This window comes from Micromonospora haikouensis (assembly GCF_000876225.1).
Taxonomy (GTDB): domain Bacteria; phylum Actinomycetota; class Actinomycetes; order Mycobacteriales; family Micromonosporaceae; genus Micromonospora; species Micromonospora haikouensis.
Genome location: NZ_JXSX01000001.1, coordinates 264,141 through 285,156, shown reverse-complemented (window position 1 = coordinate 285,156; position 21,016 = coordinate 264,141). Strand labels below are relative to the sequence as shown.

17 protein-coding genes are annotated in these 21,016 nt (G+C 75.4%); 12 read left to right on the top strand and 5 right to left on the bottom strand.

The window, feature by feature from the left end; genetic code table 11:
* The first annotated feature begins 146 nt into the window (after window positions 1-146).
* From TK50_RS01255 to TK50_RS01245, 3 genes are all read left to right on the top strand, one after another.
* The gene (locus TK50_RS01255; protein ID WP_043960932.1) at window positions 147-1,187 is read left to right on the top strand and encodes a DUF4192 domain-containing protein; all 1,041 of its coding nucleotides are present in this window, start codon (window positions 147-149) and stop codon (window positions 1,185-1,187) included.
* Between the two features lie 842 nt (window positions 1,188-2,029).
* Entirely contained in the window at window positions 2,030-2,548 is a 519-nt protein-coding gene (locus TK50_RS01250) for a nucleoside deaminase (RefSeq protein ID WP_043960931.1), read from the top strand.
* Window positions 2,549-2,720: 172 nt separating this feature from the next.
* Window positions 2,721-4,220 carry a cellulose binding domain-containing protein gene (locus tag TK50_RS01245; protein ID WP_043960930.1) on the top strand — a complete coding sequence of 500 codons (1,500 nt, stop codon included), beginning with the start codon at window positions 2,721-2,723 and terminating at the stop codon, window positions 4,218-4,220.
* A 102-nt stretch (window positions 4,221-4,322) separates the two neighbouring features.
* On the opposite strand, the gene TK50_RS01240 is transcribed toward TK50_RS01245, so the two are convergent.
* Window positions 4,323-5,699 carry a helix-turn-helix domain-containing protein gene (locus TK50_RS01240; protein WP_043963621.1) on the bottom strand — a complete coding sequence of 459 codons (1,377 nt, stop codon included), beginning with the start codon at window positions 5,697-5,699 and terminating at the stop codon, window positions 4,323-4,325.
* Between the two features lie 276 nt (window positions 5,700-5,975).
* On the opposite strand from TK50_RS01240, the gene TK50_RS01235 reads away from it, so the two are divergent.
* The gene (locus tag TK50_RS01235; RefSeq protein WP_043960929.1) at window positions 5,976-6,539 is read left to right on the top strand and encodes an NUDIX hydrolase; all 564 of its coding nucleotides are present in this window, start codon (window positions 5,976-5,978) and stop codon (window positions 6,537-6,539) included.
* Between the two features lie 16 nt (window positions 6,540-6,555).
* Here the strand turns inward: TK50_RS01235 and fdhD are convergent, their stop codons facing one another.
* Window positions 6,556-7,437: a formate dehydrogenase accessory sulfurtransferase FdhD gene (gene fdhD / locus TK50_RS01230; protein ID WP_043960928.1), complete on the bottom strand. Its 882-nt coding sequence runs from the start codon at window positions 7,435-7,437 to the stop codon at window positions 6,556-6,558.
* A 115-nt stretch (window positions 7,438-7,552) separates the two neighbouring features.
* Between fdhD and TK50_RS01225 the strand changes: the two genes are divergently transcribed.
* Window positions 7,553-8,101: a sigma-70 family RNA polymerase sigma factor gene (locus TK50_RS01225; RefSeq protein WP_338390894.1), complete on the top strand. Its 549-nt coding sequence runs from the start codon at window positions 7,553-7,555 to the stop codon at window positions 8,099-8,101.
* 39 nt (window positions 8,102-8,140) lie between these two features.
* The gene (locus tag TK50_RS01220) at window positions 8,141-8,833 is read left to right on the top strand and encodes a hypothetical protein (protein WP_144420115.1); all 693 of its coding nucleotides are present in this window, start codon (window positions 8,141-8,143) and stop codon (window positions 8,831-8,833) included.
* Window positions 8,834-8,868: 35 nt separating this feature from the next.
* Here TK50_RS01220 and TK50_RS01215 read toward each other — a convergent pair whose 3' ends face one another.
* Complete coding sequence (locus TK50_RS01215) at window positions 8,869-9,441, bottom strand: flavoprotein (RefSeq protein WP_043960925.1); 573 nt, start codon at window positions 9,439-9,441, stop codon at window positions 8,869-8,871.
* Between the two features lie 354 nt (window positions 9,442-9,795).
* Between TK50_RS01215 and TK50_RS01210 the strand changes: the two genes are divergently transcribed.
* The 3 genes from TK50_RS01210 to TK50_RS01200 all read left to right on the top strand — a co-directional run bounded on the left by TK50_RS01210 (window position 9,796) and on the right by TK50_RS01200 (window position 13,752).
* On the top strand, window positions 9,796-10,986 hold the full coding sequence (locus TK50_RS01210) for a hypothetical protein (protein ID WP_052503565.1): 1,191 nt from the start codon (window positions 9,796-9,798) through the stop codon (window positions 10,984-10,986).
* 67 nt (window positions 10,987-11,053) lie between these two features.
* Window positions 11,054-13,165: a tetratricopeptide repeat protein gene (locus TK50_RS01205; protein WP_052503564.1), complete on the top strand. Its 2,112-nt coding sequence runs from the start codon at window positions 11,054-11,056 to the stop codon at window positions 13,163-13,165.
* A complete protein-coding gene (locus TK50_RS01200; RefSeq protein ID WP_052503563.1) occupies window positions 13,162-13,752 on the top strand; it encodes a flavin reductase family protein in 591 nt (196 codons plus the stop codon). Before TK50_RS01205 ends, TK50_RS01200 begins: the two co-directional genes overlap by 4 nt.
* Here TK50_RS01200 and TK50_RS35350 read toward each other — a convergent pair.
* Window positions 13,739-16,648, bottom strand: a complete 2,910-nt coding sequence (locus TK50_RS35350; protein WP_052503562.1) for a helix-turn-helix transcriptional regulator — start codon at window positions 16,646-16,648, stop codon at window positions 13,739-13,741. The two genes, TK50_RS01200 and TK50_RS35350, sit on opposite strands and share 14 nt — an antisense overlap.
* Window positions 16,649-16,872: 224 nt before the next feature.
* Between TK50_RS35350 and mobA the strand changes: the two genes are divergently transcribed.
* The 3 genes from mobA (at window position 16,873) to TK50_RS01180 (ending at window position 18,972) form a co-directional block, all read left to right on the top strand.
* Window positions 16,873-17,472: a molybdenum cofactor guanylyltransferase gene (gene mobA, locus TK50_RS01190; protein WP_199485953.1), complete on the top strand. Its 600-nt coding sequence runs from the start codon at window positions 16,873-16,875 to the stop codon at window positions 17,470-17,472.
* Window positions 17,469-17,723, top strand: a complete 255-nt coding sequence (locus tag TK50_RS01185; protein WP_043963612.1) for a DUF6457 domain-containing protein — start codon at window positions 17,469-17,471, stop codon at window positions 17,721-17,723. Before mobA ends, TK50_RS01185 begins: the two co-directional genes overlap by 4 nt.
* 94 nt (window positions 17,724-17,817) lie before the next feature.
* Complete coding sequence (locus TK50_RS01180) at window positions 17,818-18,972, top strand: T3SS (YopN, CesT) and YbjN peptide-binding chaperone 1 (RefSeq protein ID WP_043960924.1); 1,155 nt, start codon at window positions 17,818-17,820, stop codon at window positions 18,970-18,972.
* Window positions 18,973-19,095: 123 nt separating this feature from the next.
* Here the strand turns inward: TK50_RS01180 and TK50_RS01175 are convergent, their stop codons facing one another.
* A complete protein-coding gene (locus TK50_RS01175; RefSeq protein WP_043960923.1) occupies window positions 19,096-21,000 on the bottom strand; it encodes a beta-propeller domain-containing protein in 1,905 nt (634 codons plus the stop codon).
* Window positions 21,001-21,016 lie beyond the last annotated feature (16 nt).

The window sequence follows — 21,016 nt, the reverse complement described above, 5'->3', positions numbered from 1 at the left end:
GCCGTGCGGGCCGCCTCTCCTCCGCGCCGTCGATACACCACCGGCGCACCGCGCTGAGCTGCTCGAATACTGTGAGTAGTGTGGACAACTCGGCGTGTCGTCCACAGGCCCCCCGGAGGGCCCCCCGCCCGGCCCACGCTGCCTGCATGACCCGCACCGATCCCGCCCGGCTCACCGTCCGCTCCCCCGCCGACCTCATCGCCGCCGTGCCCTACCTGCTCGGCTTCCACCCCGCCGACAGCGTGGTGGTGGTCGCCCTGCAGGGTCGGCGGATCGTCTTCGCCGCCCGCGCAGACCTGCCCGGCCCCGGCGACGACCCGCTGGACCCGGCCGTCCACCTGGCCGGCGTGATCGCCCGGCAGGGCGCCGAGTCCGCCACCGTGCTCGGCTACGGCGACGCCTCGGGGGTCACCCCCGCCGTCGACGCCGTACGCGACTCGCTGACCGCGGCGGGGCTGGCCGTGCTCGACGTGCTGCGGGTCACCGGCGGCCGATACTGGTCGTACCTGTGCGACGATCCGGCCTGCTGCCCGCCCGACGGCACCCCGTACGACACCGGCACCAGCGAGGTCAGCGCGGCGGCCGTCTTCGCCGGCCAGGTGGCGCTGCCCGACCGGGCGGCCCTGACCGCGCAGGTGGCCCCCTTCGGCGGCCCGGCGCGGGTGGCGATGCGCCACGCGGTCGACCGCGCCGAACGCAAACTGGACGCCCTGATCACCGCAGCCGGCGAGGCCGACCTGCTCGGCGGCCGGGCACTGCGCCGGGCCGGCATCGACGCCGTCCGTGGTGCCCTGCGGGGGAGCCGCCGGGGCGAGCGGCTCACCGACGACGAGGTGGCCTGGCTGACCTTGCTGCTGACCCACCTGCCCGTCCGGGACCACGCCTGGGAACGCACCGACGGGCGGGACCGGGACATCGCCCTCTGGACGGACGTCCTGCGCCGCGCCGAGCGGGACCTGATCGCTGCCCCGGGCTCCCTGCTCGCCTTCGCCTGCTGGCGGGCGGGGCAGGGGGCGCTGGCGGCGGTGGCGTTGGAACGGGTGCTGGAGGCACATCCGAACTACTCGCTCGGCCTGCTCCTCGACGACCTGCTGCGTCGCGGGGTGCCGCCGTCGCAGCTCGACGGCTGGCCGGCGAACCGTCCCCCGGGGGTGCTCCGTCGCCGTCGACGTCGCCGTGATCCCTGATTCGTCAGGCGGACGCTGGTCGGCTCGCTCGTCTGGTTGTCTGGTCGGCTCTGTTGGTTCTTGCTGGCCTGCTCCGTGTGCTTGTCGCGGGTGTGGGTGGGGGTTCGCCGGGGCCCGCCCGCTCCGGGCGGTCAGGCTTGATCCCTCCGCGGGCGGGCCCCACCCGGCCCCGGCTCGCTTCCCCAAGCGGTAGATCTTGGTGAGAAACGGCCCCTCTGGGGGCCGAAATGCACCAAGATCTATGCGTGGCTCGGATTCATCGTCTGTCTGGCAGGGGTTGGTGGCTGTTGCTGCGCGATTGTCTGTCGCGGAGTGGTGTCGTGTTTTCACGCTTTGCGGCACACCCGCATCGATTCGGTTCCGCCGTATGCTGTGCGCGGCCCGAAGCGGCCGAGAATGGTGTGAGGCAGGAGTCGATCTTGCGCAGGCAAGTGAAGGAAGACTGCACACTTGATCTTTAGCGCTCCAGGCCAAGAAGTCTGCTCCCCGCACACGCGGGGGTAATCCCGTCACCGCGAGCAGCCCCCCGACCCACAGCAGCTGCTCCCCGCACACGCGGGGGTAATCCGAGATCCGGGCCCCTCACTGCATCAGCAGGCACCTGCTCCCCGTGTGCGCGGGGGTGATCCGTACCGCTGGGGGTGTCCCCGTGGTTCGTGCGCTGCTCCCCGCGTTCGCATGGGTGGTCCGGGTGCGGCAGGGGGTTGGTGTGGATGCTCTTTGCCCCTGCTTTGCGCCCCGGCTCTTGTCGGTATGCCACGCATGGTGTTGGTGCAGGTCGGTGTGGATGGCCTGTTGGCTTGTGTCAGGTGTAGAGGGTCGTCGATCGATAGGGTTCGAGGATGACTCCGGACGAGTTGGTAGGGGCCGCGCTGGAGGCCGCCGAGGAGGGGCTGGCCGTCGGCGAGCAGCCCATCGGGGCGGTGGTGCTGCTGGGTGACGAGTTCATCGGTCGGGCGTACACGCAGGAGCGGACGAGCGGGCGACGACTCGTGCACGCCGATCTGCTCGCCATGATGCAGGCCGACGAGGCGTTGGGCTGGCGTCGCCGGCCGTACCCGGTGCGACTCGCGGTGAGCCTGGAGCCCTGCGTGATGTGCCTGGGCGCGGCCATGGCGATGAGGGTGGACGAGTGTTACTTCGCGTTGGAGTCGCCGAGTGACGGCGGGGCCGCGCTGGCGGCTGCCTGGCGGCCGAGCCCCGACCTGCCCTGGTTCGCCCCACCGAAGTTGTTCGGCGGCATCCGCCGCGAGGAGAGTCGCAGTCTCTTCCGCCGCTACTGCGAAACCGCCCCGGAATCCGGCGCGCGCCGTTGGGCCCAGTCCCTCCTGACCGTGTCGTCGCCCTCGACGGGTCCATGATCGTCTGCTGAAAGGTGAGACGACACGCCGGCGGGAGTGTCTGAAAACGACAGACGATCATGAAAGTGCGGGTCGGATGAGCCGTGGAGGCGGCCGGCAGGACGGGCGGCAGGAGCCTCCTGCCGCCCGTCCTGCCTGGTTCGGGCGTACCGTCGTGGGTTGACTCTCAGTCATGAAACGAACCTGGAAGGTGACCTCTCGCCTCCTCGCCGCAGGGGTCCTCGCCGGTGCCACGGCGCTGGCCGGTCCGGCGGCGGCCCCCGCCCCCGCGCAGGCCGCCCCTGCCCCGGGGGCGGGCGGCACGACGATCCTCGACCTGATCCCGGGCGGCACCCGGGACCGGATGGTCGCGCAGGTGCCGCTGGTCGACGCGGCCACCGGGCTGCGGGCCGCCGTCGAGCGCGCCCCCTCGCGCGGGTACGCCGGGATCGGGCTGGTCGGCGACCACGTCACGCTCTGGTGGAAGGGCAGCCTCCCGGCCGACGTCGCCTCGGCCGTCGCTGTCGCCCGCCGGATCGCGCCGGTCGAGGTCGCCAAGGCGGCGTACGCCAAGACCGAACTGGCCGCCGCAGCCGCGCGGATCGCGCCCGTGGTGGACGGCGACGCGCGCGACTCGGCGCACGACGTGCGGTTGCGTACCGACGGTTCGGGCATCGAGATCGCCGTCGACGACGCCGACGCGGCGCTGCCGAAGCTGCCGGCGACCGGGGTACGCACCACGATCGTCGAGCGGGACCGGCTGGTTCCCCGCTCGCGTGAGGACGACTCCGCGCCCTGGAACGGCGGGGCCCGGATCTGGAACGACTCCGGTGCCGGCTGCACCGTCGGCTTCGGCGTGCGCGAGGTGGCGGCCGGCACCAACCACCTGCTCAGCGCCGGGCACTGCGGCTCGGTGGGGTCGCAGTGGAGCGACGGCCAGGGCGAGCCGATCGGCGTGCAGACCCACAAGAACACCGACCACGACACGATGCTCATCGGCACCCCGTCGGCCGGCGGCTGGCTCTACGTCGGCGGCTCGAACGACGAGGTGAAGGCCCGGGTGGTCGGCTGGACCGAGGTGTTCCCCGGCCAGATCCTGTGCCAGTCCGGGGCGACCTCGGCCTGGGAGATCGGCGTCCCGGTCTGCAACCTGGAGGTGCAGTTCCACTACGACGACCGGGAGGACCTGGTCGAGGCCACCCAGCTCGACGGCGACGAGTCGGCCCGCAGCGGTGACAGCGGTGGCCCGGTGTACGCGGTCAACGCCAACGGCACCGTCCTGGCCGCCGGCACCACGACCCGCTCGGCGGGGCCCGGGTTCGGGTTCCAGGACTTCGCCACCGCCCGGGACGACTTCGGCGACATCGTGCCGGTCACCGGGACGGCCGCCACCTGCCGGGTGTCCTTCGCCGTCGTCAACTCCTGGGGCACCGGCTACGAGGCGGCCGTCACCGTCTACAACGACGGCCCGCAGGTCACCGGCTGGAACGTGGGTTGGACGTTCGGCGGGAGCCAGGTCGTGCAGGGGCACTGGAACGGCGTCTTCCAGCAGACCGGCGCGACCGTCACGGTCAGCAACGAGAACCACAACGCGACGATCGCGTCCGGTGGCTCGGTGAGCTTCGGCTTCACGGCCGACGGGGCCCCCACCAACCCGGCCCCGTTCACCCTGAACGGCGCCACCTGCTCCTGACCTCAGCTTCCCACCACGGGTGGGTCCCATCGGGCGGGCACCCGGTGGGACCCACCGCTCTGCCATCCACGCCGAGCATGCCGCGCTGAGCCCACCGCGCCCTTACTCCTCCAGCGCGAGGCGTTCGCGGGCGTAGATGCGGGTCAGGCCGTGGAAGGCGTACCGGTCGCCCCGGGGCAGCAGCAGGCCGGCGTCGACCAGTTCCTCGGCGGCGGCCGCCGCGCTCTCGACGTCGACGCGCGTGACGGCGGCGAGTAGGCCGGCGTCGAACTCCGCCCCCGGCACGAGGGACGCCCTTCGGAAGACCCCGGCGATCGTCGCGCCGAGCCGGCGGTACGACACGTCGAACGTCGCCCGGACGTCGAGGTCCCCGGCGGTCAGCGCGGTCAACCGGCGGCGTGGGTCGGCGAGTTGGGCGACGAGCTGGGCGACGGGCCAGCCCGGCCGGCTGGCCAGCCGGTTCCCGGCGACCCGGATCGCCAGCGGCAGCCGGCCGCAGAGTTCGACCAGTTCGGCCGTGCCCGTCGGGTCGGCGGCCAGTCGATCCTCGCCGGTGATCGAGGCGAGCAGCCGCCAGGCGGCATCCGGGGCGAGCAGCCCGACGGGGACGCGGACGGCGCCGGTGAGCCCGGTCAGTGGTCGCCGGCTGGTGACCAGGGTCAGGCAGTGCCGCCCGGCCGGCAGGAGCGGGCGTACCTGGGCCTCGTCGGCGGCGTCGTCCACCACGATCAGCAGCCGCCGGTCCCGGGTGAGGGTGCGGAACAGCCGGCCGCGCTGCTCCGACGGACCCGGGATCGCCTCCTCGGGCACCCCTAGCGAGCGCAGCAGCCCGGCCAACGCCTCGGCCGGATCGACGATGCCGGCGAACGCACCGCCGGTCCGCCCGGTGTCGACCCGCCCGGTGTCGACCCACCCGGTATCAACCCACGCGCCCACGGCCCGTCCGCCGTCGGCCCGCCCGGTGTCGGTGGGCGCGGTGCCGTGCAGGTCGAGGAAAAGCTGGCCGTCGGTGAACGCGGTGCCGAGGCGGTGGCCGGCGGCGACGGCGAGGCTGCTCTTGCCGGTGCCGGGAGGGCCGTGCAGCACGACGACGGAGGCGGTCGTGGCGCTGCCGTCGGTGACTCCGGTGGTGAGCCGGGCCAGCACGGTGAGTTCGGCCTCCCGGCCGACGAGGTTCGGCACGGCGGCGGGTAGCTCCGAGGGGACCACCGGGGACGCGGCGACGATCCCTGGGTCGGGTTGCGGGCGGTGCCCGGCGCGGGCCAGCCCGACGAAGCGGTCGCGGTCCGCGCCCGCCAGGCCGAGCGCGTCGGCGAGCAGTGCGACCGTACGACGCTGAGGTGTGCGGACCCGGCCGCGTTCCATTTCCCGGATGGCGCGGACGCTGGAGCCGGACGCCTCGGCCAGCTCCTCCTGGGTGAGGCCGCGGGTGTCCCGCAGCGCCCGGAGCCACTGCCCGAAACCAGCTCGATGCTGCATGCCGACGCGCATGTCCCCCCACAACCGCTGACACGTCTGCGCTCACTGAGCGTGTGTCGATCGTGGCACGGCGCGATGGGGCGACGATATCCACAGTGGCGTGAGCATCGCCATAACAACTGGTGAGTAACCGGCCGCCACCGCCGGCCGCCACCACCAGCCACCGCCACCAGCCGCCATCGCCCGGTCGCCACCGCGTGCGGGTAGGTCCGCCTGCGACGGACTCCGGCTCGATACGATGACCCGTTCCGGATCCCGGCACCGCAGGAGCCGCACATGCACCACACCGCACCGGTGCCGATCGCGGCACTGCTCGCCGGCTACCGGCCGCGCACCGCCGCCGAGAGCGCCGACGTGCGCCGGGTCCTGGACCTCGTGGCGGCCGGTGACCCCTGGTCCCGTGAGCTGCCGCTGCACGTCACCGCGTCGGCGTTGGTCGTCCACCCGCCGACCCGGCGCGTGCTGCTGCGGTGGCACGTCCGGATGCGGTCCTGGTTGCAGATCGGCGGCCACGGGGACCCCGGCGAGCGCGACCCGCTCGACGTCGTGCTGCGGGAGGGGGCGGAGGAGACCAGCCTCGACGACCTGGTGTGCTGGCCGGACGGCGCGATCAGGCAGGTGGTGGTCCTGCCCGTGCCGGCCAGCGCCACCGAGCCTGCCCACGAGCACGCCGACCTGCGGTTCGTGCTGGCCACCGGGCAACCCGAGCGGGCCCGGCCCGAGCAGCCGGCCGCCGCGCTGCGCTGGCTGAGCCTGCCCGAGGCGCGTGCCCTCACCGCCGAGCCGAACCTGCGTGAGCTGTTCACCCGCGTCGAGGAGTTGCTCGACCAGCACGGCTGACCTCAGCCTGGACGGCTCAGCCCCTGCTGACGCCGCCCTGCCCCGCCGCCGCGATGCGGTGGCCGCCCGTGTAGACGTTCATGGTCCGGCCGCGCAGGAAGCCGACCAGGGTCATGCCCGCCTCCTCGGCCAGGTCACCGGCCAGGGTGCTGGGGGCGGAGACCGCCGCGAGCAGCGGCACCCCGGCCATCCACGCCTTCTGGGTCAGCTCGAAGCTCGCCCGGCCGGAGACCAGCAGCAGGTGCCCGGCCAGCGGCAGGCGGCCCTGCCGGACGGCCCACCCGACGACCTTGTCGACGGCGTTGTGCCGGCCGACGTCCTCGCGTAGCACCACCAGCTCCCCGTTGCCGGTGAACAGCCCGGCCGCGTGCAGCCCGCCGGTGCGGTCGAAGTGACGCTGGGCGGCGCGCAGCCGCTCCGGCAGCTCGGCCAGCAGCGCGGCCGGCACGGTGAGCGGGTCGTCCGCGACGGCGTACGGCGAGCGGGTCCGCACCGCGTCGATGCTGGCCTTGCCGCAGACCCCGCAGGAACTGGTGGTGTAGAAGTTGCGGGTCGGGTCGGCGGCCGGCTCGGGCACGCCCGGTGCGAGCACCACGTCGACCACGTTGTACGTGTTCGGCGTGTCCGGGCCGGCGCAGAGCTGCGCGGTGCGCACGTCCGCGTCGCCTCGGATGAGCCCCTCGGTGAGCAGGAACCCGATCGCCAGGTCCAGGTCGTCGCCGGGGGTACGCATGGTCACCGCCAACGGCCGCCGTCGGCCCGGCCCGGCCGGCCCGACCCGGATCTCCAACGGCTCCTCGACCGAGAGGCTGTCCGGCCGGCGGGTGGCGACGCGGGCCGGGTCGGCGGCGTCGAGGTCGATCCGCAGTACGTTCCGCCGGTCAGTCGCCCGTCCCATCCCGCCATCCTGCCCGACCGGTGACCCGGGCGAGGCGCGGACCCTGGCCACCGGCGATGGCGGCGAGCCTCCTCGCCCGGGATGCAACGGATGCGGGGGCGATCCCGTAGGAGAGGTGTCCGAGTGGCAAGCGGGGACGAGAAGAGGTGGGTGGCCTGTGAAGCGGCCTTCCGAACGGGATCGCGAGTTCACCGAGTTCGTGACAGCCCGGCGCGCCGCACTGGTGCGCGTGGCGACGCTGTTGGTCTCCGGTGACCTGGCCAGGGCCGAGGACGTGGTGCAGACGGCACTGACCCGGCTGTATCTGGCCTGGCCGAGGGTGCGGCCGGACACCGCGTACGCGTACGCGCGGCGGTGTGTCGTGAACGCGGCGACGGACGAGCGCCGCAGCCTGTTCCACCGGCGGGAGCGGGTGCACGCGCAGTTGCCCGATGTCGTCGCCGGCGAGGACCCGGGCGGCGACGGGACGCGGGTCCTGGCGTTGCTGGCCACCCTGCCGACGGGCATGCGGGCGGCGGTGGTCCTGCGGTACGTCGAGGGGCTCAGCGTCACCGAGGCCGCCGACGCGATGCGGTGCAGCGAGGGCAACGTCAAGAGCCAGAGCGCCCGTGGGCTGGAGCGGCTACGGGCGCTCCTCCCCACGCACACGTACGACTACGCCTGATCCGACCCCTGATCCGACTTGATCGAAGGAGTTACCGACATGTCAGACGTCATGGACGTCCTGCGGGCCCTGCCGGGTGCCGTCACGCCCGACCAGACCGACCCGGACGTCGTCGCCGGCGACGTGGCCCGGGGGCACCGGGCGTTGACCCGCCGCCGGCGGCAGCGTTTCGCGTGGTCCGGTGCCGCCGTGGTCGCCGTCGCCGTCGTCGTGGTGGGCGCGGGGCAGTTCGGCGGCGCCCCGCCCACGACCACGGCCGCGTACGGGCCCGCGCCGACGGGAACGCAGGCGGCGCGGCTGCGACTCGTCGCCTACACCGGCGCCCAGCCGGTCGGCTTCGAGGTGAGCACCGTGCCGGAGGGCTGGCAGGTGGTCTCGTCGGACCGGAGCGCGTTCGTGGTGGCGCCGCCAGGCCAGTCCACGGCCGCGCCCGTGCCCGGGCGCGCCGTCAGCCTCCAGGGCCGCATCGCGGTTTCCCTGCAGAGCCTGTCCCGGCTCCCCGAGGGCACGCCCGTGACGCGGGTCGACGTCGACGGCAGGGCGGGCCAGCTCGGCTTCCCGTGGGAGGCGGAGGGCAAGCTGTCGGACGTCCGGTGGCTGATCTTCCCGGACGCCTCGGGGCGGCGGGTCCTGGTGCAGGTCCCGGCGGCGCTGGGCCTCGGCGACGACCAGATCGTCCGCTTCGCGGAGGGCATCACCGTCACCGCCGCGGCGGAGACGGTGGGCGGCTGACCGCAGTGCCGGTGAGCGGCTGACCCGCCTCCCGGTCAGGCGGCCGGCTCCTCGGAGTCGCCGGCCAGGATGCTCTCCAGCCAGCTCACCACGAGTTCGGCGACGGCGTCCGGCGGGGGCATGGCGATGCCGAGGGCGTTCTCCCGTCGCCACAGCTCGAAGATCACCCGTTCCTGCGGTTCGACGACGGTGTGGCCCTCGTCGCGCAGCGCCTCCACGTGCCGCCGGGTGGTCTTCTTCGTCCACATCGACCTGTTCATGCTCGGGAAGAAGATCGCCGGGCGTTCGCTGGCCAGCAGGGCGGTCTGCGCGGGGGTGCCGGCCAGGCCGAGTGCCGCGGCGGCGATCGTGCCGGCGGTCGCCGGCAGGACCACGATGCCGAGCGAGCGCCGGGCGAACTCGGTCGGGTTCAGGGTCGGGTCGCCGCTGGCGTACACCTCGTCGGCGTACCAGGCGGCGACCTGGGGCTGCACGAACCGCTCGGCGCTGGCGGTGAGCAGCACCCGCAGCGGCAGGTCGATCTCCTGGCGCAGCCAGGAGAGGTAGCCGGAGGTGGCCATGGCGGCGCTGGAGCCGCAGATGATCACCGAAAGCGCGTCGTCTCGCATCCGGACAGCGTCGCGGCGCGGCGACGCCGGGGACATGGGGGAACGGCCCCATCTTCGCCCCCGCCGCCGAGCGGGAGTTTGGGTGTCGCTCCCCATGCCGCCGGGCACGCCCGGCTGGCAGGTTCGTCCTCAGCCGGCCGCCCCAACGACCAGCCGGCCGAGGAGGTGAACGGAAATGAAGAAGATCACGATCCGCAAGACGGGCTCCATCAAGCTCACCACGTCGGCGCCGCTGTACTGCACCGACTGCTGCTGACCGGTCCGGCCGTCCCGGCTCCCGAGCCGGGACGGCCGTCGCCGGGTCCACCCCTGGGAGGCCACCCCGAAAGGCCCGGTCCACGCGCTGGAGGAGCGATGTCAAGCACCCGCCTGGAGTTCCATCCGCTCACCTACGTGCCGGAGCGGGACGGGGTGACGGTCGGCCGGGTCGACGCCACGTCCTTCGCCCTGCTGCCCGAGGACGGCGTCGCGCTGCTGCGCCGGCTCGCCGACGGGATGCCGGTCGGTGAGGCTGAGCAGTGGTACCAGCGCACCTTCGGCGAGCCCGTCGACATGGCCGACTTCGTCGACACGCTGCGCGAACTCGGCTTCGTCCGGGCCGACGGGGAACCGCCGGCCACCGCGCCGAAGGTACGCTTCCGCCGGCTCGGCCGGGCCGCCTTCTCCCCGCCGGCCTGGGCGGCGTACGCGCTGATCGTGGTCGCCGCCGCCGTGGCCATGGTGTCCCGGCCGGAGCTGCGACCGCACGCCTCGAACGTGTTCTTCGTCCCGTCGCTGCTGGCCGTGCAGCTCGGGCTGGCCCTGTGCCAGTCGCCGGCCATCCTGTGGCACGAGTGGTACCACCTGCTCGCCGCCCGCCGGCTCGGCCTGCCGACGAAGATGCGGGTCGGCCGCCGGCTCTACTACGCGGTGGTGGAGACCGAGCTGGACGCCCTGCTCACCGTGCCGGCCCGGCAGCGCTACCTGCCGATGCTGGCCGGGCTGCTGGCCGACGCGGTGCTCTTCGGCGCGCTGGTGCTCGTCGCGTGGGCCGGCCTGTCCGACGGGCTGTCCTGGCCGGGGCGGCTCGCGCTGGCGGTGGCGTACACCGTGCTCCTGCGGATGTCCTGGCAGTGCTACGTCTTCCTGCGCACCGACCTGTACTACGTGGCGACCACGGCGCTGGGCTGCACGAACCTGGACGAGGTGAGCCGCGCCTGGCTGCGCGACCGGCTCGCCTGGCTGCCCGGGGTGCGCCGGGCGGACCTGGCCGACGCCGACTGGTCCCCGCGCGACCGGCAGCTCGCCCCCTGGTTCGCGCTGATCACCTGCGGGGGAGTGGCGGCACTGCTGATCACCGTCACCCTGTGGACCGCGCCGCTGGTGCTGGAGTTCGCCTCCCGGGTCTTCACCGCCCTGGCGCACGGCTCGCCCACCGGCCCCGGCTTCTGGGACTCGGTCGGCTCGCTGCTGCTGGTCACGTTCGAGATCGTGCTGCTGCCGCTGCTCGCCGGGCGTACCCGACGGCGGCCCGCCCCCGCCACGGAGCCGGCCGAGGCCGGCTGACGGCCCGCCCGGCCCACCTCCCCCGACACCCACCGCGAACAAGGCCCACCAAGCGAGGAGCAACGGCATGACTGCACATCAATGGCGGATCGGGCCGGCGCCGGTCGACGGCGAGCAGGTCGATCTCGCGGTCGACTCGCACCGGGGCCTGCGCGGCCCCTACACCGGGCTGGGCAGCGTGCTGCGGCAGCTCGTGCCGCAGGCGTACGAACGCTGGCCCGACCTCGTGCAGCGGCACCTGACCGAGATCCTGTCGGCGGCCCCGGAGCTGCGCGGGACGCTCGACGCGGCCCCCGAGACGCTCACCTCGCTGGCGGTGCCCGAGGAGCGGACCCGGATCTACCCGGCCAACCGCACCCGCCGGCTGGCCCACGGCGCGACGGAGTTCCTCGCCGGGTACGCCACCCGCGCCGGCCGCCTCCCGCTGCGGCTCGCGTTCGACCGGGTGGACCAGGCGGACCCCACCGACCAGGAGTTCCTGGCCATCTTCCTGCGGCGGGTGCGACCCGACGTGGTGCGGGTGCTCGTCGGCACCGACGGCGCACCGCTGGAGCCGGAGCTGACCGGTGCCCTCGACCGGTACGCCGACCGGCTGCCGGAGCTGCCCCGGGCCGCCGGCCCCGCCGGGCGCGGGCCGGCGGCGCTGCTTCGGGCGTACGTCGACGCCGACGGCACCTCCACCGACCCGGCGGAGTCGGCCGCGTACCAGCAGGCCGACCCGCAGGTGCGGGCGACGCTGCACGACGCGCGCGCCGCGCTGCTGCGCGAGCGGGGCGAATGGAGCCTGGAACTCGGCGCGATCCCCTGGCACCTGGAGCGCGGCAGCGACCCCGCCGGGGCCGGCGCGGAGGCGCTGTACGAGGCGGCGCGGCACTGCGGCGCGCTGGGCTACTACCACGCGGTGATCGACTACGGGACCCGTGGCCGGGCGATCGTCGACCCGGACACGCAGATGGAGCGGTTCTGGCTGCTCAGCACGCGGGCGAGCTCGGCCATGGTGGTGCTCGGCCGCACCGTCGAGGCGGAACCCACGTACCTCGACCTGCGCAGCCGGTACGCGGACCCCGAGCTGCAGATGTCCACCGGGTACGCGCTGGCGATGCTCTACACCCGTTTTCATCCCGAGGAGCTGAAGGACCACCACCTGGCCCGGGGCTACATCAACAACTCCATCGCGATCGCCTCGCTGCTGCCCGACCCGCAGAAGCGGGCCTTCCACTCGGTGTTCCAGAACAACGGGCTGGCGCTGATCGAGATGCGGCTCGGCCGGGTGGCGGCGGCGCTGCGGCTGGTCGACGACGGGCTCGACCGGCTCGACCGCGAGCTGCCCGGCGACAAGCACCGGCTGCACCGCTCGGTGCTCGTGCACAACCGGGGCAAGGCGTACCTGGCCCTGGGCCGGCTGGACGAGGCCCTCATCGACCTGACCCGGGTCATCGAGCTGGACCCGAACTACGCCGACTACTACTTCGACCGGGCGGACGTCCGGCGGCGGCTCGGCGACCTCACCGGCGCGGTGGCCGACTGCGACACGGCGATCAGCCTGTCGCCGCCGTTCTTCGAGCTGTACTACAACCGGGCCGACCTCAAGGCCGAGCTGGGTGACGTGGCCGGGGCGATCGCCGACTTCGGCTACGTGGTGGAGCTGGAACCCGACCAGCTCGACGCCCGGGTGAACCTGGTCAGCCTGTTGCTCGACGACGGGGCCGTCGACGCCGCCCGGCCGCACGTCGAGGAGGGCCTGCTGCGCCACCCCGCCGACGCCCGGCTGCTGCACCTGCGGGGCGTGCTGGCGCTGGCCGACGGGGCGGAGGCGGAGGCCCGCCGCTACCTCGACGAGGCGCTGGCGGCCGACCCGGGGCTGGTCGCCGCGCTGGCCAGCCGGGCCGCCCTGGCATTCGACGGCGGGGACCACGGGAGGGCCGTCGCCGACCTGACGGCCGCGCTCGCGGTGGACGGCGACAACCCGGACCTGCTCTACAACCGGGGGTTCGTCCACGAGGCGGCGGGCCGGTGGGCGGAGGCGGTCGCGGACTACGGCCGGGCGCTGGAGCTGCCCGGCGCGGACCGGGCGGAGCTGATCGGCCGCCGCGCCCGCTGCCAGGCGGAACTCGACGGGACGGCCGCCGGAGGGCCCGGCGGGGCGGCCGGACGGCCGGACCTGGCCGGCGCGCGATGACCACCGTGGTCCCCCGGCACGCGGCGACCGGCCCGGAGCGGGCCGCGCCCGCCGGCGGCCCGGGGCCGGACCGGGCGGCTCCGGTCGGCTCGGGTCCCGATCGGGCCACCCCCGTCGGCGGGCCGGAGCTGCGGGAGTTCATGCGCAGCTGGGCCACCGGCGTGGCGGTGGTGACCAGCCGCGCGGCCGGGCACCCCGTCGGCTGCACCGTGAACGCGTTCACGTCCGTGTCCCTGCGTCCGCCGCTGCTCCTCGTCTCGCTGGCCCGGACCAGCCGCACCCTCGCCGCGATCACCGCCGAGGGCGGGTTCGCGGTGAACCTGCTGGGCCGCCGGCAGCGTGCGCTGGCCGACCGGTTCGCCACCGGCGCCGTCGAGGACCGGTTCGCCGGGGTGGCGCACCGCGCCCTCGACGGGATGCCGCTGCTCGACGGGGCGATGGCGGCGGCCGTGTGCGCGGTGACCCAGGTGATCGCCGTCGCCGACCACGTGCTGGTGCTCGGCTCCCCGTACTGGTGCGAGGCCGCGGACGACGCCGACCCCGCCGTCTTCCTCGGTGGCCGCTACCGGACGGTCAGTCCGGCCTGACCTCCTCGCGGACCCGGGCGGCGTAGCGGCTCAGCGCCGCCCGGTTGGCCTGCTCGGTCTTGGCGATCAGGCTCGCCACGTGCTTCTCCACCGTGCGTGGCGAGATGAACAGCTCGCTGGCGATGCTCCGGTTGTCGGACCAGTCCGCCATGAGCTGGAGCACCTCGTACTCCCGCTCGGTCACCCCGATCATCCGCAGCGGCTGCGGGACCCGGCTCCCGATGCGCCGGTGCGGCACCACCACCCCCAGGTCGCGCAGCTGCGCCCGGCAGGCGCGGGCCGGCGCCGGCACCCCCGCCAGCCGGAAGTATTCCTCCGCGCCGCGCAGCCAGTCGACCGGCTCACCCCACCGGTCCGCGTGGGCGCAGGGCGCGACGAGCCGCAGGCCGAGGTGGAGCGCCACGGGGTGGGTGGGGGTCCGGCGGAGGGCCGCCACCGTCGCGCCGGCCGCCTCCCGGTCACCCCGCCGCCCCAGCAGCACCGCCCTCGCCAGCAGGACGAACTGCCGGTTCCAGTGCAGCCGCCCGGCGGGCGTGCCACCGGCGTCGCCGCAGAGCCGCCGGTCGGCGTCGCCGGGCAGCACCGCCAGGAGCAGGGCCAGCCCGTGCTGGCCGGCGAGCGGATAGGGCGCGGGACAGCCGGCGTCGTACGCCGCCGCCCGGTCCAGCTCCCGGCGCGCCCGCGCCGGGTCCTCCTCCAGCAGCGCGCACACCGCCGCGGCCATACCGTGGGCGAGGGCCGCCACCGGCTCGCCGTCGCCCGACAGGCCGGCCAGGGCCGCGTCCAGTTCGTGCCGTCGCCCCCGGTGCCCCGCGCAGACGGCCCGGACGAGCGACAGCAGCGGCGCGGACTCGCCCAGCCCGAGCCGCTGCGCGTCGGTCGTGCACTCCTCGACGAGCCGTTCGGCCTCGGCGTACTCGGCCCGCAGCGCGTGGTCCCAGGCGAGCCGGACGTCGACCGCGTGGCGCAGCGCGTGGGCGCCGAGCTGCCGGGCCCGTTCCGCGCTGCGGGCCAGCGCGTCGGCGTCACCGGTGAGCAGCCACCGCTGCTCGGCGAGCAGGGCGGCGGCCTGGGTGCGCCACAGCGGCAGGTGGTGCCGCTCGGCGATCCGGCGCATCCGGGTGAAGCAGGGCTGGGCCCCCTCCGGCCCGGTCCGGCGGGCCAGCACGCCCCGCGCCTGCCAGCCGAGGCAGGCGACGCCGGGCAGCCCGGCGCTCTCCGCCGCCGCGGCGGCGCGCGTGGCGAGCCGGGTGGCCCGCCCTGGGGCGTCCAGGCCCAGGTGGGCGGCGACGGCGTCGACCGGCGCGGTCTGCCGTTCGGACGCGCCGGGGCCGAGCAGCGTCCGGGCGGAGTCGAGCTGCGCGGCGGCGTCGGTACGCCGTCCGGCGAGCAGGGCGAGCCGGGCGAACAGGACGTGCACGGCCGCCAGCCGCTCGGGCGGGACCGCCGGGTGGCACAGGTCGTCGAGGCTGTCGAGCAGCCGCAGCCCGCGCCCGGCCTCGCCGCTCTCCAGCAGCGCGCACAGCAGCTCGTGCAGCACGTCGGCGCGCAGCGCGACGTCGACCCCCGCCGCCGCCAGCCGCCACGCCCCGTCGAGGGTGTCGGCGGCCGACCGGAGCCGCCCGGCGTTGAGGTCCCGGCGACCGGCGAGGGCGAGCAGCCGTACGGCGCCCGGCACGTCGCCCGCCAGCCGGGTGAGCCGGGCCGTGAACCGGCACCAGTCCCCGGGCAGGCCCGGGTGCAGCTCGTTCACCGCGTCCACCGCCTGGTGCGCGAGAGCGGCCCGGTCGGTGGGGGTGAGCTGGCCGAGCAGGGCGACGGCGGTGGTCATGGTGCGGAACGCGTACCAGTCGTGGTCGCCGCCCTCGGCGGTGACGAGTCCGGCCGTGACCGCCGCGCGCAGGTGCCGGAGCAGGTCGTCCTGCCCCATCTTCAGCGCCAGGCCGAGCACGGAGACCGGGAACCGCTCGCCGATCACGGCCGCGGCGGTGAGCAGGTGCCGTCCGGCGGGGCCGAGCCGGTCGGCCTGGTCGGTGACGCTGCGCCGCACGGTCGGCGGCACCTCGGTGGGTACGCCGTCGACCAGCCGGCACCCGTCGTCGTGCACCACCAGGTTGCCGCTGTCCAGCATGGCGCGGAGCAGCTCCGCCGCCAGGAACGGGTTGCCGGCGCTGTCGCGGCAGAGCCGGTCGAGAACCGGCTCCGCGATCCGCTCGGGGGCGAGGCCCAGCCGGGACGCCACCAGCAGGCGCACGGCGCGCCGGCTCAGCGGTTCGAGGCGCAGGACGGTGCCGCTGCACCGCCGGCCCAGGGCCTGCGCCAGGTCCCACGCCGGCCCCGGCTCGGCGCGGAGGGTGGCCAGCAGCAGCACGCCCTGGTCGGCGAGGTTGTCGGCCAGGTACTCCACCACGGCCAGGGTCGCCGGGTCGGTGTCGTGCAGGTCCTCCAGGGCGAGCAGGCAGCCCCGCCCGGCCCCGGTCACCGAGAGCAGCCGCAGCACCGCCTCGGCGAGCAGCACGGGCGACGGTGGACCCGCCGTCCCCACGGACAGGTCCTGGGGGATGAGCCTGCCGAGGGCGGACCGGTAGGGCCGCAGGCTCGCGTGTTCCAGGACGGGCTCGGTGCGGGACAGGGGGGCGAGCGCCTCGGTCAGGGGGCGCAGGGCCACCGCGCGGCCGGTCGAGCCGGCGCGGCCCACCAGCACCGCCATGCCGGCCTGCCGCCCGTGGTGCGTCGCCTCCAACGTCAGCCGGGACTTCCCCAGGCCGTCGCCGCCGACCACGAAGACCGCGCCGCCGCATCCCGCGCGGGCCTGGTCCAGCGCCTCGCGCAGCAGCGCGCGTTCGGAGTCCCGGCCGACCAGGACGGGCAGCTCGGTGTGGTCACCTGCTGACATGTGGCACCTCCGTCCACCTCGAAGAACGTCACGCCCGGCTGAAGGAGCGGTCGTGATCGGCCGGACCCGACGGGTGGGGCGGACTTCGAAACGTAACGTTCCTGAGTCGTCACTCTAGGAAGTAAGTAACAAGATTTACAGGCCCCGCCGGACCGACGTCCGGCGCTTCGCCTGTCGACTGCGCGACATGCCCCCACGGCCCCACCGGGCGGTACGGTGGCCGCGTGGGGGACTGGGCGGCGGTCGTGCTGGCGGGCGGGGCCGCGCGCCGGATGGGCGGCGTGGACAAGCCCGGGGTGCCGGTTGGCGGCCTGCCGATGCGCGACAGGGTGCTCGACGCCGTCGCCGACGCCGACGTACGGATCGTGGTGGGCCCGGCCGGCCCGGTGCCGCCGGGCGTCCGGTCGACCCGGGAACGCCCCCCGGGAGGCGGGCCGGTGGCCGCCGCCGCGGCCGGCGTGTCCCTGCTGCCCGTCGGCACGACGACCGTGGCGCTGCTCGCCGCCGATCTGCCCCTGCTCACCCGGGACGCGGTACGCCTGCTGCGCGACCACCTCGCCGACCCGACCGTGGACGGGGTGTGCCTCGTCGACGGCGACGGCCGGCGGCAGCAGCTCTGCGGGGTGTGGCGGGTCGCGCCGCTGCGGGCCGCGTTCGGCCGCCTCGCCTCCGCCCGGGGCGGCTCGCTCGGCGGCGCGGCGGTGCGGGCCCTGCTCGCCGGGTTGACGGTGCGCGACGTGCCCTGGTCCGGGACGGGCCCGCCGCCCTGGTTCGACTGCGACACTGACGATGACGTACGCCGGGCGGAGGAGTGGACACGGTGACGACGCTGGAGGACTGGGTGACGGCGGCCTGCGCGGAGCTGGGCCTCGACCCGGCCGAGGTGCCGGTGCCGGTGGTGCTCGACCTGGCCCGGGACGTCGCGCACCAGGTGCTGCGGCCCGGTGCGCCGGTCTCCGCGTACCTGCTGGGGGTGGCCGTGGGACGGGGGGCCGATCCGGTCGCGGCGGCCGACCGGCTCAGCGCGCTGGCGGGCGGTTGGCCGGTCGAGCTGGGGGACCGGCCCCCGGCCTGACGGCCGCCCCGGCGCGTCGGTGTCCGATCCCGGTCCGGCCTGATTCGGGTTCCGGGCGGCCTGGGTAGGGTGACCGCAACGGACGGAGGCGATCATGACGGTAGGCCACCCCTCGACGCCGGCCTCGGACCCGCCCGGCGGCACCCCCGAGCACGACGGCGAGCCGGAGCACGGCGGCCCGTCGGCGTCCGGCGGCCCGTCGGAGCACCAGCACGAGTCGATCCTGCTGGACGAGCCGACCACGGCCGACCTGCGGGCGAAGGTGACCCAGGCGTGGCGCGAGTTCGCCCGGGCCCTCGCCGAGCGGCTCCGGGAGCTGCCCGCCGGCACGCACGTCGAGCTGACCCTCGACCCCACCGCCTCCGGCACGGGCGACGCCATCTACTCCATCAGCATCGACCTCGCCGACGACGGCCGGCTCTCCGCGTGGGCCGTCGGCAACGCGACCCTGCCGCAGGGCTACCGGCTGGACCGGGCGGCCGTCGCCGACATGGTGGCGCTCGGCTGGTCCCCGCCCGGGGTGATCGAGGGCTCCGGCGAGCACTTCGGGCTGACCGGCGACACCACCGAGGCGACCCGGCTGGCCGCCCTCCTCTCCCGCACCCTGCGGGACGTCTACGGGGCCCCGCACCCGGCGTTCCTGGTCTATCTGGTGCACGACGCCGAGGGCGGGCCCGTGCCGATGGAGCCGCTGGGCACCGCGCGCAGCGAGTTCGGCCCGGACCAGGACGTCGAGGCGGACCTCGACGAGGCGCTGGCCGCCGCCCAGGGGCCGCGCACCGACGTGCTGGCCCTCGCCGAGCAGGTGCGGACCGTGGTGTCCGCCATGCTCAAGTCCGACTCCGACAAGTTGCAGGTCGACTCCGACGGCGACATCAACATCCGGGCCGGGTCGGCGATGGTCTTCGTCCGGGTCCGCGACAACCCGCCGCTGGTCGACGTCTTCTCGCCGGTGCTCACGGAGGTCGAGCCCACCGAGCGGCTCTACGTGAAGCTGTCCGAGCTGACCAACCGGATGCCGATCGGGCGGCTCTACTGCGCCGACGACACGGTCTGGGCCTCCATCCCGGTCTTCGGTCGCGACTTCCAGGCCACCCACCTGATGCTGGCCGTGCAGGTGATGACCGGTCTCGCCGACGAGCTGGACGACCGGCTGCACGGCGAGTTCGGCGGGAAGCGGTTCTTCGGCGAGGGCGACAAGCCCGGCCGGCGGGACCAGGGCGAGCACCGCACCGGCATGTATCTCTGAGGCCGACGGCAGGGTCCTCCGCGGCCGGCTGATCTCTGCCGCCCGCAGGGCTCCCCCGACGACGCGGAGGCGGGTGGGGCCCGGTCGGCCCGAGTGCCGGGCCCCACCCGCCGGCTCGGAGGGTCAGGTCGCCGGGAGCCAGGCGATCCTGACCGGCCCGGCGACGCCGGCCGGGTCGTCGGCCCGCAGGCCGGCGTCGGAGACGGTCCAGAGGACGCCGCCGACCAGCAACGACCGGCTCACCGGTGCGCGGCCGGGGTGGGTGACCGTGCCGGCCGGCACGATGGTCGCCCCGGCGACCCGCAGCAGGAGCAGCCCGCCGTCGTGGACGGGGAGCGCCACCAGCCCCGTCCCGGGGTCGTACAGGAAGGCGTGCGGGTCGAACTCCACGGCCGAACCGGCCCCCGGCAGATGGTGGCGGGCCAGCCGGGTGGGCCGGTCCGGGTCGGCGACGTCGAACAGCGAGACCTGGAGGCCCTGCGCCCGCCCGTCGGCGTCCGCCTCCTGGCCGACCCCGAGCAGCCGCCCCGGCCCCGCCGGGTGCAGGTACGCCGAGTACCCGGTGATCTTCAGCTCGCCGGTGACCCGGGGCGCCGCCGGGTCGGTCAGGTCGAGCGTGTAGAGCGGGTCGGTGCGCCGGAAGGTCACCACGTGACCGGTGGGGCCGAGGTAGCGCACCGAGTGGATCCGCTCGCCCCGGCCGAGGCCGGTGACCGCGCCGACCCGGGTCAGCAGGTCGCCCCGCCGGGTCAGCACGTACACCCCCGACTCGGTCGTCGGGCGGGACCCCCGGTCGTCGCCGCTGGTGGTGGCCACCCGCAGGTGGCCCTGCCACTCCGACAGGGCGTACTGGTCGAGCAGCGTGCCCGGCACGGTGCCGGCGGCCAGGTAGCGGGGGCGGCCCGGCGCGCGGGTGTCGAACTGGTAGATCGCGGTGCCCGGGTCGCGTCCGGCCGGCCCGCCCCAGCCGCGCGGCCGGAGCTGGCCCGGCCGCTGCCGCTGCCCGGCGAGGTAGAGGCTGCCGGCGGTGCCGTAGACGGTGTCCGCGTCGCCGGCCACGCTCACCGGGTCGCCGTCGCCGAGGCGGCCGGCGGCCAGGTCGAAGCTGAGCACGGTCAGCAGGGCCGTGCCGGTGGTGTCGGCGGTGGCGGCCAGCCGGTCGCAGCCGACCCGGCCGCCGCCGCGCCGGTCGCCCTCGGTCCAGTCGTACGCCGGCAGCCACGCGTCCAGGTCGGCCCGGCCGATCGCCGCCCGGTTCGCGGCCAGCCGCTGCGCCTCGGTGGCCCCGTCGCCCGGCTCGGGGAAAACCAGCCGGGCCTGGGAGCGGACCACGACCCGGGCCGTCGGGCCGGTCAGCCGCGCGTCGAGCAGGCTCCCGTCGATCCGGTACGTCCCGACCAGCGCGGGCCGCCCGGCCAGGTCCACCAGGAGCAGCCTGGCCCCGGTGGGCCCGCCCGCCGGCCGGCGGGCCGACGTGCCGTTCGGGAGCACCGGCGTGCTGCCCCGGAGCAGCACCAGCGCCCGGTCGCCGTGCAGCAGCAGGCTGCCCTCCCCCGGCCCGGGTCGCGCGTCGTCGCCGGTCAGGTCCAGCCGTCCGCTCGTGCGCCGGGTGGCCGGGTCGACGACCCGCAGCACGCCCCCGGTGACGGTGACGATCCGCCGGCCGTCGGTCTTGACCAGGTCCGGCTCGTCGGCGCCGGGCTCGTGGACGTTGGTGCCGGAGTGCTCCGGCGTCGCGCCCTGCGCCGCCCGGGCACCGTCTCCCGCCCTCGAAAGCGCCAGCGGCTCGCCGGCCCCGCCCGTGGCGAAGCCGGTCCGCCAGCCGGGCTGGAAGCCCCACGGCCCGACCGAGGCGGAGGCGGCGGCGCGCAGCCGGGCCAGCGCGTCGGCGCAGGTGTCGAAGGAGACCAGCCGGGGCGCGGCGGTCGGCGGCGCCGGCTCCGGGGCCGGCCTCGCGGCGGCGCTGCCGGCCAGCAGGGTCAGGGCGGCCAGCGTGCCGACGGCGGCGGTGACGGTTGCCCGGGTCATGCCGCTTCGACGCCGC

Excerpts from the sequence above, each read along its gene's own strand:
- TK50_RS01255 (WP_043960932.1), top strand. The coding sequence starts at position 147 with ATGACCCGCACCGATCCCGCCCGGCTCACCGTCCGCTCCCCCGCCGAC.
- TK50_RS01250 (WP_043960931.1), top strand. The coding sequence starts at position 2,030 with ATGACTCCGGACGAGTTGGTAGGGGCCGCGCTGGAGGCCGCCGAGGAG.
- TK50_RS01245 (WP_043960930.1), top strand. The coding sequence starts at position 2,721 with ATGAAACGAACCTGGAAGGTGACCTCTCGCCTCCTCGCCGCAGGGGTC.
- TK50_RS01240 (WP_043963621.1), bottom strand. The coding sequence starts at position 5,699 with ATGCAGCATCGAGCTGGTTTCGGGCAGTGGCTCCGGGCGCTGCGGGAC.
- TK50_RS01235 (WP_043960929.1), top strand. The coding sequence starts at position 5,976 with ATGCACCACACCGCACCGGTGCCGATCGCGGCACTGCTCGCCGGCTAC.
- fdhD (WP_043960928.1), bottom strand. The coding sequence starts at position 7,437 with ATGGGACGGGCGACTGACCGGCGGAACGTACTGCGGATCGACCTCGAC.
- TK50_RS01220 (WP_144420115.1), top strand. The coding sequence starts at position 8,141 with ATGTCAGACGTCATGGACGTCCTGCGGGCCCTGCCGGGTGCCGTCACG.
- TK50_RS01215 (WP_043960925.1), bottom strand. The coding sequence starts at position 9,441 with ATGCGAGACGACGCGCTTTCGGTGATCATCTGCGGCTCCAGCGCCGCC.
- TK50_RS01210 (WP_052503565.1), top strand. The coding sequence starts at position 9,796 with ATGTCAAGCACCCGCCTGGAGTTCCATCCGCTCACCTACGTGCCGGAG.
- TK50_RS01205 (WP_052503564.1), top strand. The coding sequence starts at position 11,054 with ATGACTGCACATCAATGGCGGATCGGGCCGGCGCCGGTCGACGGCGAG.
- TK50_RS01200 (WP_052503563.1), top strand. The coding sequence starts at position 13,162 with ATGACCACCGTGGTCCCCCGGCACGCGGCGACCGGCCCGGAGCGGGCC.
- TK50_RS35350 (WP_052503562.1), bottom strand. The coding sequence starts at position 16,648 with ATGTCAGCAGGTGACCACACCGAGCTGCCCGTCCTGGTCGGCCGGGAC.
- TK50_RS01180 (WP_043960924.1), top strand. The coding sequence starts at position 17,818 with ATGACGGTAGGCCACCCCTCGACGCCGGCCTCGGACCCGCCCGGCGGC.
- TK50_RS01175 (WP_043960923.1), bottom strand. The coding sequence starts at position 21,000 with ATGACCCGGGCAACCGTCACCGCCGCCGTCGGCACGCTGGCCGCCCTG.